General features: G+C 68.4%; 17 protein-coding genes. 8 read left to right on the top strand and 9 right to left on the bottom strand.

The window, feature by feature from the left end:
* Positions 1 to 4 precede the first annotated feature (4 nt).
* Positions 5 to 1,042: a zinc-binding dehydrogenase gene (locus HD600_RS01660; protein ID WP_260980553.1), complete on the top strand. Its 1,038-nt coding sequence runs from the start codon at positions 5 to 7 to the stop codon at positions 1,040 to 1,042.
* Positions 1,043 to 1,549, top strand: a complete 507-nt coding sequence (locus tag HD600_RS01655; RefSeq protein ID WP_184281120.1) for a gluconokinase — start codon at positions 1,043 to 1,045, stop codon at positions 1,547 to 1,549. It abuts the gene before it with no gap.
* A gap of 38 nt (positions 1,550 to 1,587) precedes the next feature.
* Here HD600_RS01655 and HD600_RS15000 read toward each other — a convergent pair whose 3' ends face one another.
* Positions 1,588 to 1,713, bottom strand: a complete 126-nt coding sequence (locus tag HD600_RS15000) for a hypothetical protein (protein WP_277816273.1) — start codon at positions 1,711 to 1,713, stop codon at positions 1,588 to 1,590.
* 220 nt (positions 1,714 to 1,933) lie between these two features.
* Here HD600_RS15000 and HD600_RS01650 point away from each other — a divergent pair, with 220 nt between their 5' ends.
* Together HD600_RS01650 and pth are read left to right on the top strand one after the other, a co-directional pair.
* Positions 1,934 to 2,554 (top strand): 50S ribosomal protein L25/general stress protein Ctc, encoded by a 621-nt coding sequence (locus HD600_RS01650; protein WP_184281119.1) that lies wholly within the window; start codon positions 1,934 to 1,936, stop codon positions 2,552 to 2,554.
* A gap of 78 nt (positions 2,555 to 2,632) precedes the next feature.
* Positions 2,633 to 3,214 carry an aminoacyl-tRNA hydrolase gene (gene pth, locus HD600_RS01645; RefSeq protein WP_184281117.1) on the top strand — a complete coding sequence of 194 codons (582 nt, stop codon included), beginning with the start codon at positions 2,633 to 2,635 and terminating at the stop codon, positions 3,212 to 3,214.
* 61 nt (positions 3,215 to 3,275) lie between these two features.
* Here pth and HD600_RS01640 read toward each other — a convergent pair whose 3' ends face one another.
* Both HD600_RS01640 and trpS read right to left on the bottom strand, forming a co-directional pair.
* On the bottom strand, positions 3,276 to 3,869 hold the full coding sequence (locus tag HD600_RS01640; protein WP_206706039.1) for a hypothetical protein: 594 nt from the start codon (positions 3,867 to 3,869) through the stop codon (positions 3,276 to 3,278).
* 34 nt (positions 3,870 to 3,903) lie between these two features.
* Positions 3,904 to 4,908 (bottom strand): tryptophan--tRNA ligase, encoded by a 1,005-nt coding sequence (trpS, locus tag HD600_RS01635; RefSeq protein ID WP_144797350.1) that lies wholly within the window; start codon positions 4,906 to 4,908, stop codon positions 3,904 to 3,906.
* A gap of 71 nt (positions 4,909 to 4,979) precedes the next feature.
* Here trpS and HD600_RS01630 point away from each other — a divergent pair, with 71 nt between their 5' ends.
* From HD600_RS01630 to HD600_RS01620, 3 genes are read left to right on the top strand one after another with little or no spacing between them, the layout of a single operon-like run.
* Positions 4,980 to 5,633: an SRPBCC family protein gene (locus HD600_RS01630; RefSeq protein WP_338402265.1), complete on the top strand. Its 654-nt coding sequence runs from the start codon at positions 4,980 to 4,982 to the stop codon at positions 5,631 to 5,633.
* Entirely contained in the window at positions 5,630 to 6,316 is a 687-nt protein-coding gene (locus HD600_RS01625; RefSeq protein WP_184281115.1) for a DUF4166 domain-containing protein, read from the top strand. Before HD600_RS01630 ends, HD600_RS01625 begins: the two co-directional genes overlap by 4 nt.
* The gene (locus HD600_RS01620; protein ID WP_184281113.1) at positions 6,313 to 6,972 is read left to right on the top strand and encodes a DUF4166 domain-containing protein; all 660 of its coding nucleotides are present in this window, start codon (positions 6,313 to 6,315) and stop codon (positions 6,970 to 6,972) included. Before HD600_RS01625 ends, HD600_RS01620 begins: the two co-directional genes overlap by 4 nt.
* Here HD600_RS01620 and HD600_RS01615 read toward each other — a convergent pair.
* The 6 genes from HD600_RS01615 to sdhC form a co-directional block, all read right to left on the bottom strand.
* Positions 6,960 to 7,799, bottom strand: coding sequence for an exodeoxyribonuclease III (locus HD600_RS01615; RefSeq protein WP_144797343.1), 840 nt, complete (start codon positions 7,797 to 7,799; stop codon positions 6,960 to 6,962). The genes HD600_RS01620 and HD600_RS01615 overlap by 13 nt on opposite strands.
* A gap of 9 nt (positions 7,800 to 7,808) precedes the next feature.
* Positions 7,809 to 8,948 carry a YihY/virulence factor BrkB family protein gene (locus tag HD600_RS01610; RefSeq protein ID WP_184281111.1) on the bottom strand — a complete coding sequence of 380 codons (1,140 nt, stop codon included), beginning with the start codon at positions 8,946 to 8,948 and terminating at the stop codon, positions 7,809 to 7,811.
* A 61-nt stretch (positions 8,949 to 9,009) separates the two neighbouring features.
* Positions 9,010 to 9,771 carry a succinate dehydrogenase iron-sulfur subunit gene (locus HD600_RS01605; RefSeq protein ID WP_144797339.1) on the bottom strand — a complete coding sequence of 254 codons (762 nt, stop codon included), beginning with the start codon at positions 9,769 to 9,771 and terminating at the stop codon, positions 9,010 to 9,012.
* A 2-nt stretch (positions 9,772 to 9,773) separates the two neighbouring features.
* On the bottom strand, positions 9,774 to 11,579 hold the full coding sequence (sdhA, locus tag HD600_RS01600; protein WP_184281109.1) for a succinate dehydrogenase flavoprotein subunit: 1,806 nt from the start codon (positions 11,577 to 11,579) through the stop codon (positions 9,774 to 9,776).
* A gap of 17 nt (positions 11,580 to 11,596) precedes the next feature.
* Positions 11,597 to 12,049: a succinate dehydrogenase hydrophobic membrane anchor subunit gene (locus HD600_RS01595; RefSeq protein ID WP_144797335.1), complete on the bottom strand. Its 453-nt coding sequence runs from the start codon at positions 12,047 to 12,049 to the stop codon at positions 11,597 to 11,599.
* Complete coding sequence (gene sdhC / locus HD600_RS01590; RefSeq protein WP_184281107.1) at positions 12,049 to 12,483, bottom strand: succinate dehydrogenase, cytochrome b556 subunit; 435 nt, start codon at positions 12,481 to 12,483, stop codon at positions 12,049 to 12,051. Before sdhC ends, HD600_RS01595 begins: the two co-directional genes overlap by 1 nt.
* A gap of 166 nt (positions 12,484 to 12,649) precedes the next feature.
* On the opposite strand from sdhC, the gene HD600_RS01585 reads away from it, so the two are divergent.
* A complete protein-coding gene (locus HD600_RS01585; RefSeq protein WP_144797333.1) occupies positions 12,650 to 13,765 on the top strand; it encodes a mannose-1-phosphate guanylyltransferase in 1,116 nt (371 codons plus the stop codon).
* Positions 13,766 to 13,814: the final 49 nt, after the last annotated feature.

The raw sequence follows: 13,814 nt of genomic DNA, 5'->3' as shown, positions 1-13,814 counted from the left end.
TGACGTGGACAATCTCGCCATCGTGGCCCATGCCGCCGGCGACCTGCGGATCGAGGACGTCGGGCCCGTCTCGCCCGGCGCGGACGAAGCCGTCGTCTCGATCGCGTACGGCGGGATCTGCGGTTCGGATCTGCATTACTGGCGTCATGGTGCCGCCGGTGCCTCCGTGCTGCGCGAGCCCATGGTCCTCGGCCATGAGGTCTCCGGCGTCGTGTCCGAGGCTGCCGCCGACGGATCGGGCCCCGCCGTGGGGACTGCAGTCGTCGTCCACCCGCTCACGCCGGCAGGGGACGGGGTCACCCCGTGGCCGCACGATCGACCGAACCTCGCGCCGGCGTCGACGTACCTCGGCTCCGCGATGCACCTTCCGCACACCCAGGGCGCGTTCGCTCGTCGCGTCGCCCTGCCCACGCGCATGCTCCGCCCCGTCGCGGCCTCTCTCGATCTGCGCACCGCTGCTCTCGCCGAGCCCGCCGCCGTCGCCTGGCGGGCCGTGCGGCGAGCGGGAGATGTCCGCGGTCGCTCTGTCGCGGTGATCGGTGCCGGCCCCATCGGACAGTTGGTCGCCGCGGTCGCTGCGCGCGACGGTGCGTCACGGATCACGCTCACCGACCTTGAGCCCGCTGCGCTCGCGCTCGCACGTGCGCGCGGCGCCGATGTGCTCGACGCGCGCGACGATGCGGCCATCGCCGCTCTGCACGCCGACGTCGTCGTCGAGTCCAGCGGGACCGTTCCCGGTCTCTGGGCCGCCGTCTCTGCGGCCGCGCGCGGTGGAACGGTCGTCCTGCTGGGGCTGCAGCGTGCGGGGGAGGTGCCGACGCCGATCGCCACGGCCATCAGCCGGGAGCTCAGCCTGCTCGGCTCCTTCCGGTTCGGCGACGAACTGGATGAGGTCATCGACGCGCTGGGCGACGGATCCCTGAACGTCGATGGCATCATCAGCCATGTGCGGCCCGCGACGGACGCGCGCGATGCGTTCGCGCTCGCGGGCGACCCCGCCCTGTCGTGCAAGGTGCTGCTCGATTTCACGACCGGAGAATGAATGCGCATCGTCGTGATGGGCCCGAGCGGCTCCGGGAAGTCCACGGTCGGACAAGCGCTCGCCGACGCGACAGGAGCGCGGTTCGTCGACGGTGATGATCTGCACCCGCCGGCCAACGTCGCCAAGATGAGCGCAGGCATCCCCCTGGACGATGATGATCGTCACCCGTGGCTCCGCCTCGTCGGCATGACGCTCGGCGAATCGGATCACATGGTCATCGCATGCTCCGCGCTGCGGCGTCGGTACCGCGACCTGATCCGGGCGGAGGCGCCGGACGTCTTGTTCGCCGAGCTGGCGATCGACCGCACTGTCCTGGAGGAGCGAATGCGAACGAGGGCGCACTTCATGCCGACTTCATTGCTGGACTCGCAACTCGAGACACTCGAATCGTTGCACCCGGACGAGTGCGGCGTGCAGATCGACGGATCCGCGGAGGTGGGGGAGGCCGTGGCGCACATCGCGGATGTCGCGCGCACGACGCTTCCGGCTTCTCGCCGGACCGCCTGAGTCCCCGCGAACGCCGGGGCCCTGTCGTCGCGGAGAGATCAGTCCTTGCGGTAGGCGGTGCGTCCCATCGAGAACAGCGCGCCGATGGTGAACACCGTGGCGCACACGGTCATGCCGCCGATGAGCCAGAGGATGGCGTGCGAGAGGAAAGCGCCGTCGATCATGCCGGACTCCGATTTCTGCGAGGGGAAGAGCTGAGTTTCAGCCTATCGGGTCATCGGGTACGATGGAGGAGTTCCTCGGCGAGGGATGCTTCGCGTGCGCGGCATCCGTGATCGACGCGGCGAATTCAGCCCCGTGGCTTTTTCGCACGTCTGCGTCGGGAAGCCGATCACAAGACCACCGCGCGGCGAGCAGTTCGCCGTGTGCCCCGAAGGAGAATTCATGTCTGAGGACACCAAGGTCCACGCAGAGGTCCGCGAGCAGTTCGGCAAGGGCTTCGCCCGCCGCCTGCGCGCTGCCGGCAAGATCCCCGCCGTCATCTACGGTCACGGCACCGACCCCGTCCACGTCGCGCTGCCCGGTCACCAGGTCTCGCTGATCATCCGTCGCGCCAACGCGCTGCTGGAGCTCGAGGTCGACGGCAAGGACCACCTCGCGCTGGTCAAGGACGTCCAGAAGGACCCCGTGCGCCAGATCATCGAGCACATCGACCTGCTCGTCGTCCGCAAGGGCGAGAAGGTCCAGGTCGAGGTCCCCGTCGTCACCACCGGCGAGTCGTTCTCCGGAACCATCGTCACGGTCGAGGTCTCCACCATCAAGCTCGAGGTCGAGGCGACGCACATCCCCGAGCACGTCGAGGTCTCCGTCGAGGGTCTCGAAGAGGGCGCGCACATCACTGCCGCCGACGTCACGCTGCCCAAGGGCGCGACGCTCATCGACGACCCCGAGCTGCTGCTCATCGCCGTCTCCGTCCCGGCCGCTGAGGTCGAGGCCGAGGGCGAAGAGGCCGCCGACGCCGCTGAGGGCGAGACCGCAGCTGCCGATGAGGCCGCCGCAGAGTAATCACACGGTATCGACGGAGGGGACGCGAGCAGATCGCGTCCCCTCCGTCGTATCCGAAGACCGCGAGGGGAGAAGCGCATGGTCGACACCTGGCTGATCGTGGGGCTCGGCAACCCGGGGCCCCGCTACGCGCCGACGCGTCACAACATCGGGCAGATGGTGACGGACGAGCTGGCGCGGCGCCGCGGGGAGACCTTCCGTGAGCACAGGGCCGGTGCACGCGTCGTCGAGACATGGCTGCGGCCGGGGAGCGACAAGCTCGTCCTCGCGAAGCCCAACTCCTTCATGAACGTCTCCGGCACTCCTGTCGCCGCTCTCGCGCGCTTCTACTCGGTTACCCCGGAGCGGACCGTCATCGTCCACGATGAGCTCGACATCCCCTTCGACACGCTGCGGCTCAAGACCGGTGGGGGACACGGGGGACACAACGGAGTGCGGGATGTCGCACGCGCGCTCGGCACCCCCGACTTCCCGCGCGTGCGCGTCGGCGTCGGTCGGCCGTCCGGACGACAGGACCCGGCCGACTGGGTGCTGTCCCCGTTCGGCAAGGACGAACGCGACACCCTGCCCGTGCTCGTCTCCGACGCGGCGGATGCCGTGGAGCTCCTCGTCGGTGAGGGTCTGCTCGCCGCGCAGCAGAAGCATCACGCGCCGCGCTGACCGCCGGGGGCGCAGGAGCGGTCTTCGCGCCGCGCTGACCGCTACGGGGAGGCCGTGGCCGTCAGATCGAGCCGGACCCGTCCGCCGCGCCGAGCGTGAGCGACACCCCGAGCACGATGAAGAAGATGATGGGGCCGACGACGGCGATCACGAGTCCCGTGATGCCGAAGGCGCGCCCGGCCCGCTTCACGATGGCCATGATCCCCAGGACGATCGCCGCGATGCCTGCGAGCGTGCCGAGCCAGAACGAGATCTCGCCCATGAGCACCTGGTCGCGCACGGGGGACAGGAACGACAGGTCGGACGTCGAGGCGTCGAGCCGCTCCATCACTGAGGGGAGCTCGAAGCCGATCGAGTACCCGGCCGCCCCACCGACGATCGGGGCGACGACAGCTGCGACGATCGCGAGCACGAACGCCACGACCCCGAGCACGCGCCCTCGCTTCGGGGCGGGAGCCGTGAGCTGGTAGGCGCCGGACGGTGCGCTGTAACCGCCCACAGGGGCGGCGTATGCCCCCGGAGGATTCGCGTAGTACTGCGGACCCGGCACCGGCGGACGGCTCTGGTACGCCGGCGCGGCCTCGCCGCCCTGCGCCGGAGGAACCGGCGGTACGGCACCGTACGGAGGGGGCGGGGGGAACTGCGGCTCGGTCACGCACCCATCCTATGGGTGGTGTGGGTGAGGGTGCTCAGACGCGGCGCAGCAGGCCGACCTTGTCGTAGACGTCGGCGAGGGTCGCGTCGGCGACCGCATCGGCGCGCTCGGCGTTCGCGGCGAGGATGCGATCGAGCTCGGCAGGATCGTCGAGGAGCTCGAGGGCACGGGTGCGCACCGGCTCGAACTCGGAGACGACGACCTCGGCGAGTCCCTTCTTGAAGTCCCCGTAACCGCGGCCGGCGTACTCGTCCTCGATGGCGGCGATCTGGCGTCCGGTGAGGGCGGCGTAGATCGTCAGCAGATTCGACACCCCCGGCTTGTTCTCGCGATCGAACCGGACCGAGCCCTCGTTGTCCGTGACGGCCCGCATGATCTTCTTCGCCGACTTCGCGGGGTCGTCGAGCATCCACAACACGCCGGCGTCGCTCTCCGCGGACTTCGACATCTTCGATGTCGGGTTCTGCAGGTCGTAGATGCGAGCGGTCTCCTTCTGGATCACCGGCATCGGCACCACGAAGGCCTCTCCGAAACGGGAGTTGAACCGCTCGGCGAGGTCGCGGGTGAGTTCGACGTGCTGCTTCTGGTCGTCGCCGACGGGGACGACATCGGTCTGGTAGAGCAGGATGTCCGCGGCCATGAGGACCGGGTAGGTGAACAGGCCGACGCTGGTCGCGTCCTGGCCGTAGCGGGCGGACTTGTCCTTGAACTGCGTCATCCGACCCGCCTCACCGAATCCGGTGATGGTCGAGAGGATCCACGCCAGCTCCGCGTGCGCGCGGACGTGCGACTGCACGTACAGCGTGGACTGGGACGGTTCGATGCCCGCCGCGATGTACTGCGCCGCAGTCCGGCGGGTCTTCTCGCGGAGCGCAGCAGGGTCCTGCGCGACCGTGAGCGCGTGGAGGTCGACGACCGAGAAGAACGCGTCATAGGACCCCTGCAGATCGCGCCACTGCAGAAGCGCGCCGATGTAGTTGCCGATCTGAAGCGAGTCGGCGGATGGCTGCATTCCGGAGTAGAGGCGAGGCTTGGTCACCCATCGATTCTATGCGCCGGGCGATGCGGGTCCGTGCCACCCCATCGTGACCGATGGCCTACGCTGGGGCCGTGTCCTCGGCCTTCCGCACCCGCCGCAGGGGCGCCGCTGCGCCGCTCTACGTCGAGATCCTCGTCCGTGCCCCGCTCGATCGGGTCTGGCAGTTGACGCAGGACCCCGTCGCACACGCGCGGTGGGATGCCCGCTTCACGGCGATCGTGCCCACGCGGGTGCGTGACGACGGAGCAGAGGAGTTCCGGTACGAGCTCGACCTGGGGCTGCACACGATCCGCGGCACCGGGGTCTCGAAGGGGACGCGTACAGCGCGCGGCGGTGAGCGCACCTCGGCGCTCGTGTTCGACAGCGACGACCCGCTCTCGCCGCTGGGTGCAGGGCGCGGCTACTGGCGTTACATCCCGACGGAGGACGGCGTGCGCTTCCTCACCGGGTACGACTACGCGCCAGGGTGGGGGATCCTCGGACGGGTGCTCGACCCGCTGCTGATCCGCCCCTTCGTCTGGTGGCTCACGGCGCGCAGCTTCGATCGACTGCGGCTCTGGGCGGAGTCCGGCATCCTGCCGGAGGAGACCACGTGGTGGCGCTCGCTGCGTCGCGGGCGCCGCGGCCGTCCCCGTGCGCGCAACTGTCTCGCGCGGCCCGCGTCGCGTGAACGGGCGACGGTCATGGACGATGCCCCGGCAACGCTGGCGGAGATCGCGCGATGACGGCGGGCGATGGCATCTTCGTGCGTGCGCTCGGCGACGACTTCGCCCGCCTGCATCCGCAGCTGCAGCGCCGGTTCGGCGTCGGCGTCGCCGCGGGGTACGGCTGCATCGGCCGCGGCGTGATGACCGAGCTCCGACGCGGCGCGTGGTGGACCGTGCCCTTCCTCCGCTTCGGCACCTTGCGCAACATCATGTTCCCGGAGAGGGCGCGGGATGTGCCGTTCCGCATCGACAACCATCCGTACATCGACGGGTACGGGCGCGAGACCGTGACGTTCGTCCGTACGATGCAGGTCTCGCCGCGACGCAGGAGGCGCTTCGACGCCACCATGATCCACAGCGCGCAGCGCGGCGGGATCGTCGATTATCTGGGCAGTCATCAGCATCTCGCCGTCGACCTCGAGCTCTCCGTGACGCGGGAGGGCGCCCTGCGTCTGAGGTCGCACGGGCAGCGCTTCTACGAGGGCCCGCTGGCGTTCCGATTCCCCATGCTGCTCAGCGGCCGCGCGGACCTCACCGAGCGCTACGACGACGACCGAGGATGCTTCGTGATCGATCTCGAAGTGCGCAACAGATGGTTCGGGCGGCTGTTCGGCTACCGCGGCGAATTCACCTGCACCTATCCGCCGGCATCCGACATTCCGGAGACCGTCAAGCCGTACCGCGAGGAGCGGCGGGAGTGACCGCCCGCCGGTCCGTCTTCCTCGCCGCGCTCGGCGCGCATGCGGACAGCCTCGCCCCGGAGGTACGGGAGTACGTCGCCGGACCGCCGGAGGGCATGATCGGGGTCGGCACCGGGGTGTTCGAGATCGCCGGCAGCCCCTGGCGATGGATGCTGCATCTCGCGCGGCCGCTGGTCGGACCAGGGCTGCTGGTGCCCCGCCGTGAGCACGATGTGCCGTTCGAGCTCGTCGAACGAGCCACGATCGGAGCGAACGGCGCGCGGGCCCTGGTCGCGACGCGCACCTTCCGATTCCGCGGCGGCGAGGAGCGGTTCGACGATGTGCTGCACATCGGTAGGGAACCGGGGACCCTCGTCAACACGGTCGGTGATCTCGGTCGGATCGAGGTGCTGCTCGACGTCACGGTGACGACGCAGGGGGCGTTGCGACTGACGACACGGGCGAGCCGCGTCCGACTCCTCGGCCGGGTCATCCGTCTGCCGCGGCTGCTGGGGATCGACGGTGTCGTCGAGAACGGCTACGACCCCGTGCATGAGCGTCGAACGATCGCGGCGGTCATGCGCAGCCCGTTGTTCGGGACGGTGATGGAGTATCGCGGTTGGTTCCGGTACGAGCCTCGCGCTGAGCCGGACCGCCCGTCCGGTCAGAAGGAGTAGTCGACGATCACCGGAGCGTGGTCGCTCCAGCGTTCGGCGTACGTCGCCGCGCGAGCGACGCTGTAGGCCTGCACACGTTCCGCAAGCGCGGGCGTCGCCAGGTGGTAGTCGATCCGCCATCCGGAGTCGTTGTCGAACGCCTGCCCGCGCATGGACCACCAGGTGTACGGTCCGTCGACTTCACCGTGGAAGCGGCGCCCGACGTCGACCCAGCCGAGTCCGGTACCGACGGAGCCGTCGACGCCCGTGACCTCGGCACCGGCCTCGCCGAGGAAACGGTCGAAGTATGCGCGCTCGCGGGGGAGGAAGCCCGCCTTCTTGCGGTTCCCTCGCCAGTTCTTGATGTCGAGCTCGCGATGGCCGACGTTGAGGTCGCCGGTGACGAGGGCGAGTGCGTCATCCTGCCCGAGGGCTCCGAGACGGGAGCCGAACGCCTCGAGGAACTTCCACTTCTCTTCCTGCTTGGGCGTGTCGGCCTCGCCGGAGTGCACGTAGGCGCTGACGACGGTGAGCGGTCGGTCGCCGAGGAGGAAGTCGCCCTCGATCCAGCGCCCTGCGGAGTCGAAGTCGTCGGCGCCGAACGCGGTGCGCGCGGCCAGAGCGGGAGTGCGCGAGGCGATCGCCACGCCCGCGCGGCCCTTCGCGCTGCTCTCATCGTGGATGATCGACCACCCGGGCAGGGCGGCTTCGAGGTGCTCGTCCTGGCCGCGCACCTCCTGCAGGGTGAGGATGTCGACATCGGCCGAGTCCAGCCACGTGCTCATACCGTTGCGAGCGGCCGCTCGGATCCCGTTGACGTTGACCGAGGCGATACGCAGGTGAGGCATGCATCCAGCCTAACGAGAGCCGGAGACATCCTCCGTCTCGGCATCCTCGAGCGCCTCCGCGAGTTCCCGCTGTGCGCGCTGGACGACCCGGGCGGCGCGCGCGCGACGGTACCAGGGCGCGGTGTCGTAGGCATCGCGCGCCCGGCGCAGCTGCACACGGGCCGCCAGCACGAGAGCCTCCTGCTCGGCGAGGCGGGCGGCAGCCTCGTCCTCGAGCTCGAGCGGATGGTCGTGGTCCGCCGCGGTGACGGCGATCCACGACGCCGCGACGAGCACGACACTCGACAGCAGCCGGCACCACAGCAGAAGCGAGATGATCACTGCGAACGACGCGAGCAGGGGGTTGCTCGGCACGCGGGTCAGGAGAAGCCCGGCGGCGAGCTGAAGGACCACCATCGCCGCGCCGCCGAGGAGCGAGGCGGGCCAGATGAATCGCCACCGCAGGTCGGCGCCGACGAGGAAGCGCACCAGCGACGCGAGAGCACCGGCGTCGACGAGGAACGCCGACGTCATCCACAGCGTCCGACCAGCGCTCGACATGACCCAGGACGTCTCATCCCAACTGAACACGTCGAACAGCCACTCCAGCGCCCAGACGCTGAGCACGCTCAGGGCGGCACCGAGCAGCAGCGCGCACCCGAACAGCACACCGGCGATGAGATCGCGCCCTTTGAGCACCCAGTAGGAGCGGGTGTCGAAGGGCAGCCCGAAGATGTCGCGGATCGCTCGTCGCGTGAACGTCACCGCCGAGATCGCCGTCCATGCGGCGAAACCGACGGCGACGGCACCGGTGAGACTCAGCAGACCCGTGCTGGTCGTCGCGATGTCGACGACCTGCTGTCGGCTGATGAGCCCCGGCTCGCCGATCAGCCCAGGAAGGTAACTGTTGGCCAGGCGGATGAGCATGTCGATCGCCTGCTCGCTCGCGCCCAGCCAGAGGCCGACCGCCGCGAAGCTGACGAAGACGATGGCGAACAGCGAGAAGAGGACGTAATAGCTCATCCCTGCGGAGAGCAGGAACCCGTTGCCCCTGAGAAACCCTCGCCACACGCGGACGACGAAGATCTCGAGCGTGCGGTCCTTCAGTTCCGTGGCGCGCTCGAGTGGGCCCTCGAGGCGCTCGCGCAGCGGGACTCGCTCCTCCGACATTCCTTCACCCTACTCAGCAGCTATCGCACCGGAACAGGGGAGCGGCGCGCTCGGACGTCGATCAGGGGCGGCCGCGCAGGACGGCCTGCTTGACCTCGGCGATCGCCTTCGTGACCTCGATGCCGCGGGGGCAGGCCTCCGAGCAGTTGAAGGTCGTACGGCAGCGCCAGACGCCTTCCTTGTCGTTGAGGATGTCGAGGCGGACCTCGGCGTTGTCGTCGCGCGAGTCGAAGATGAACCGGTGCGCGTTGACGATGGCCGCGGGGCCGAAGTACTGCCCGTCCGTCCAGAACACCGGGCACGACGAGGTGCAGGCGGCGCAGAGGATGCACTTGGTGGTGTCGTCGAAGATCGCACGGTCGGCGATCGACTGCACGCGCTCCTTGCCCTTCTCCGGCGCGGTGTTGGCGACGAGGAACGGCTGGACTTCGCGGTAGGAGGCGAAGAACGGCTCCATGTCGACGATGAGGTCCTTCTCGAGGGGGAGTCCCTTGATCGCTTCGACGTAGATCGGCTTCGAGATGTCGAGGTCCTTGATCAGCGTCTTGCACGCCAGACGGTTGCGCCCGTTGATGCGCATGGCGTCCGAACCGCAGATGCCGTGCGCGCAGGAGCGGCGGAAGGACAGCGAACCGTCGACCTCCCACTTGATCTTGTGCAGGGCGTCGAGGACGCGGTCCGTGGAGAACAGCTCGACGTCGTAGTCGACCCAGCGGGGCTCGGTGTCCTGCTCGGGGTCGAAACGGCGGATGATGAAGGTGACCAGGAACGACTGGACGGCCGGGTCTGCGGCGGCGGGTGCCTCTGCGACGGCGTTCGACATGCTCAGTACTTCCTCTCCATCGGCTGGTAGCGGGTCTGGACGACCGGCTTCGAGTCGAGTCTGATGTGATCGGCGGGCGTCGACGAGTGCGGGTCGCCGGTCAGATACGCCATGGTGTGCTTCATCCAGTTCTCGTCGTCGCGCTTGGGGAAGTCGTCGCGCATGTGACCGCCACGGCTCTCCTCACGGTTCTGCGCGGCGTAGACCACGACCTCGGCGATGTCGAGCAGGAAGCCGAGCTCGACGGCCTCGAGCAGATCGGTGTTGAACCGGTGGCCCTTGTCGTCGATGTACACGTTCCGGTAGCGCTCGCGGAGTTCTGCGATGACGCCGAGCACGTGCTCGAGGGACTCGTGGGTGCGGAAGACCTGAGCTCCGCGGTCCATCTCCTCCTGGAGCTTCTTGCGGAGGACGGCGACGCGCTCTGTCCCCTTGCTGTTGCGCAGGTCCTCGAGCATCCCCTTGACGAAACCGGCCGGGTTCTCCGGGAGCGGCACGAACTCTGCCGTCTTCGCATAGGCGACGGCGTTGTTGCCTGCGCGCTTTCCGAAGACGTTGATGTCCAGCAGCGAGTTGGTGCCGAGACGGTTCGAGCCGTGCACCGAGACACAGGCGCACTCACCGGCGGCGTACAGTCCTGGGACGACGGTGTCGTTGTCGGCGAGGACCTCTGCGTTGTTGTTGGTGGGGATGCCGCCCATGGCGTAGTGCGCGGTCGGCATCACGGGCACAGGGTCGGTCACCGGGTCGACACCGAGGTAGGTGCGTGCGAACTCGGTGATGTCGGGGAGCTTGGTCTCGAGGACCTCGGCGCCGAGGTGCGTGCAGTCGAGGTACACGTAGTCCTTGTGGGGACCGGCGCCGCGGCCGTCGAGGACCTCCTGGACCATCGAGCGGGCGACGATGTCGCGGGGCGCGAGGTCCTTGATCGTGGGGGCGTAGCGCTCCATGAACCGCTCGCCCGACTCGTTGCGAAGGATCGCGCCCTCACCGCGGGCGCCCTCGGTGAGCAGGATGCCGAGACCGGCGAGACCGGTCGGGTGGAACTGGAAGAACTCCATGTCCTCGAGCGGCAGGTTCTTGCGCCAGATGATGCCGACGCCGTCGCCCGTCAGGGTGTGGGCGTTCGACGTCGTCTTGAAGATCTTGCCGAAGCCACCGGTCGCGAAGACGACGGACTTGGCCTGGAACACGTGCAGCTCGCCCGTGGCGAGGTCGTATGCGACGACGCCGGCGACCTGCGTGCCGCCGTCCTCGCCCTTGACCGTGATGAGGTCGAGCACGTAGAACTCGTTGAAGAAGTTGATGCCGAGTTTGACGCAGTTCTGGAACAGCGTCTGCAGGATCATGTGTCCGGTGCGGTCGGCGGCGTAGCAGGCGCGGCGCACCGGCGTCTTGCCGTGCTCGGCGGTGTGACCGCCGAAGCGGCGCTGGTCGATCTTGCCCTCGGGGGTGCGGTTGAACGGCAGACCCATGTTCTCGAGGTCGATGACGGCGTCGATGGCCTCCTTGGCCAGGATCTCGGCCGCGTCCTGGTCGACGAGGTAGTCGCCGCCCTTGACGGTGTCGAAGGTGTGCCACTCCCAGCTGTCCTCTTCGACGTTCGCCAGTGCGGCGGCCATGCCACCCTGGGCGGCACCCGTGTGCGAGCGCGTGGGGTAGAGCTTGGAGATCACCGCGGTCTTGGCGCCGGGCCCTGCCTCGATGGCCGCGCGCATCCCCGCGCCGCCCGCGCCGACGATGACGACGTCGAACTGGTGGTAGTGCACGCCGTCGCGGACGACGGAATCCTGCGTCTCAGTAGTCACTTCTCGTAGCTCTCTTCTCAGTTGCCGACGACGCCCAGCGAGACGCACTGTTCCCACAGGACGCTGTCCTGGGTCACGCCGAGGCAGGGGTCGAAGGTGAACACGACCAGGGTGCCGAGGACGATGAGCAGGCCGGCTGCGAGGCCGATCGCCCACACGAGCGTCTTACGGACACCGGGGGTGGTCACGTAGTCGTTGACGATGGTGCGCATGCCGTTGCTGCCGTGGATCAGCGCGAGCCACAGCATCAGCACGTCCCACCACTGCCAGAACGGCGTGGCGAACTTGCCGGCGATGAAGGCGAAGTCCAGCGCGTGGATGCCCTCACCCACCATCAGGTTGATGAACAGGTGGCCGAAGATGAGCACGACGAGCACGACGCCCGAGGCGCGCATGAACACCCAGCCCCACTTCTCGAGGTTGACACCCCGACGGCGGCGCGCCGGTGCGGCGACGGTCTGTGCGGACATCAGTGGCCCCCTCCGAATCCGGCGAACGCGAGCATGAGGTGGCGCGGTGCGAATCCTGCCATCAGCACGATCCAGACGGCGATGACGCCCCAGAACAGCTGGCGCTGGTAGCGCGCGCCCTTCGACCAGAAGTCGACGGCGATGATGCGCAGACCGTTGATCGCGTGGAACACGATCGCGGCGACGAGGACGACTTCGCCCAAGGCCATGATCTCGTTCTTGTACGTGCCGATCACGGCGTTGTACGCCTCGGGGGACACCCGGATCAGCGCCGTGTCGAGCACATGCACCAAGAGGAAGAAGAAGATGGCGACTCCGGTGATGCGATGAAGCACCCACGACCACATTCCCTCGCGACCGCGATACAGCGTGCCGCGCGGGGACTTGGATGTGGTTTCCGAAATCGACGGTGCCAAGCGAGAGCCTGCGGACACGGTCGTCCTCCCTGATCGATGCGAGGTCGGTAGCACGCGCTGGGTCCGAACCGACCGCAGGGCGTGCCCGATCGTCGTCCATCCTATTCCCGATCATCAACCTGAGCGACGAAGGGTGACCTAAGTGTCTCGATGTCGAGATTTCCGTTCCCACTACGCTGAAGCCATGACCTCGCCGTTCGATGACTTCTACGCCGTGATCCCCGCCGGCGGCATCGGCAGCCGGCTCTGGCCGCTGTCGCGTGCGGATGCGCCCAAGTTCCTGCACGACCTGACGGGATCTGGTAATTCACTGCTGCGGGACACCTGGGATCGGTTGGAGCCGCTCACCGGCCCTGACCGCATCGCCGTGGTCACCGGTCGCGCGCACCGCGCGGCGGTCGAGGCGCAGCTGCCGGGCATCCCCGACAAGAACGTCTTCCTCGAGTCCGAGCCGCGCGACTCCGCCGCCGCCATCGGTCTCGCCGCCGCCATCCTGCACCGCCGCGACCCTGACGTCATCATCGGGTCGTTCGCCGCCGATCACGTCATCCGAGGGACGCGTACGTTCGAGTTCGCCGTCGAGCAGGCCGTCGCCGTCGCGCGCGCCGGGTACATCTGCACGATCGGCATCCAGCCGTCGGAGCCGTCGGTCGGATTCGGCTACATCCAGAAGGGTGGCGAGTTGATCGTCGATCGCGCGCCGGAGGCCGCGACCGTCGAGCGCTTCGTCGAGAAGCCCGACCTCGAGACGGCGAAGGAGTACTACGCCGACCGGTCCTTCCTCTGGAACGCGGGCATGTTCATCTCCAAGGCGAGCGTGCTGCTGGACGAGATCGCCGCGAACGAACCGGCCCTGCACGCCGGGCTCATGGAGCTCGCCGAGGCGTGGGACGACCGCGAACGGCGCGGTCCCGTCGTCGACCGCGTGTGGCCGGGGATCAAGAAGATCGCCATCGACTACGCGGTCGCCGAGCCCGCAGCGGACAAGGGGCGACTCGCGGTGATCCCCGGACACTTCGACTGGGACGACGTCGGTGACTTCGCCTCGCTCACCAAGCTCATCGCCGGCGGCCGCAAGAACGACCTCGCGGTGCTCGGCCCACGGGCGCGCGTGCTGTCGGATGCCGCCACCGGGATCCTCGTCAGTCAGACCTCGAGGGTGATCAGCCTCGTCGGTGTGCAGGACATCGTCGTCGTCGACACCCCCGACGCGCTGCTCGTCACCACGACCGAGCACGCCCAGCGGGTCAAGGGCGTGGTGGAATCGCTGAAACTCACCGGCCGAGGAGACGTTCTCTAGACCGCTCGGTCTCTGTTGCGAGTTCATAACCATTAACCGCAACGGTGCT

It is taken from the genome of Microbacterium ginsengiterrae (assembly GCF_014205075.1).
Lineage (GTDB): Bacteria > Actinomycetota > Actinomycetes > Actinomycetales > Microbacteriaceae > Microbacterium > Microbacterium ginsengiterrae.
The sequence above is the reverse complement of the archived record's forward strand: the minus strand, read 5'-3'. Positions and strand labels throughout refer to the sequence as shown.

Coding starts and splice junctions, on each gene's coding strand:
- HD600_RS01655 (WP_184281120.1), top strand. CDS start 1,043: ATGCGCATCGTCGTGATGGGCCCGAGCGGCTCCGGGAAGTCCACGGTC.
- HD600_RS01615 (WP_144797343.1), bottom strand. CDS start 7,799: ATGCCTCACCTGCGTATCGCCTCGGTCAACGTCAACGGGATCCGAGCG.
- HD600_RS01585 (WP_144797333.1), top strand. CDS start 12,650: ATGACCTCGCCGTTCGATGACTTCTACGCCGTGATCCCCGCCGGCGGC.
- HD600_RS01610 (WP_184281111.1), bottom strand. CDS start 8,948: ATGTCGGAGGAGCGAGTCCCGCTGCGCGAGCGCCTCGAGGGCCCACTC.
- HD600_RS15000 (WP_277816273.1), bottom strand. CDS start 1,713: ATGATCGACGGCGCTTTCCTCTCGCACGCCATCCTCTGGCTCATCGGC.
- HD600_RS01605 (WP_144797339.1), bottom strand. CDS start 9,771: ATGTCGAACGCCGTCGCAGAGGCACCCGCCGCCGCAGACCCGGCCGTC.
- HD600_RS01625 (WP_184281115.1), top strand. CDS start 5,630: ATGACGGCGGGCGATGGCATCTTCGTGCGTGCGCTCGGCGACGACTTC.
- pth (WP_184281117.1), top strand. CDS start 2,633: ATGGTCGACACCTGGCTGATCGTGGGGCTCGGCAACCCGGGGCCCCGC.
- HD600_RS01650 (WP_184281119.1), top strand. CDS start 1,934: ATGTCTGAGGACACCAAGGTCCACGCAGAGGTCCGCGAGCAGTTCGGC.
- HD600_RS01595 (WP_144797335.1), bottom strand. CDS start 12,049: ATGTCCGCACAGACCGTCGCCGCACCGGCGCGCCGCCGTCGGGGTGTC.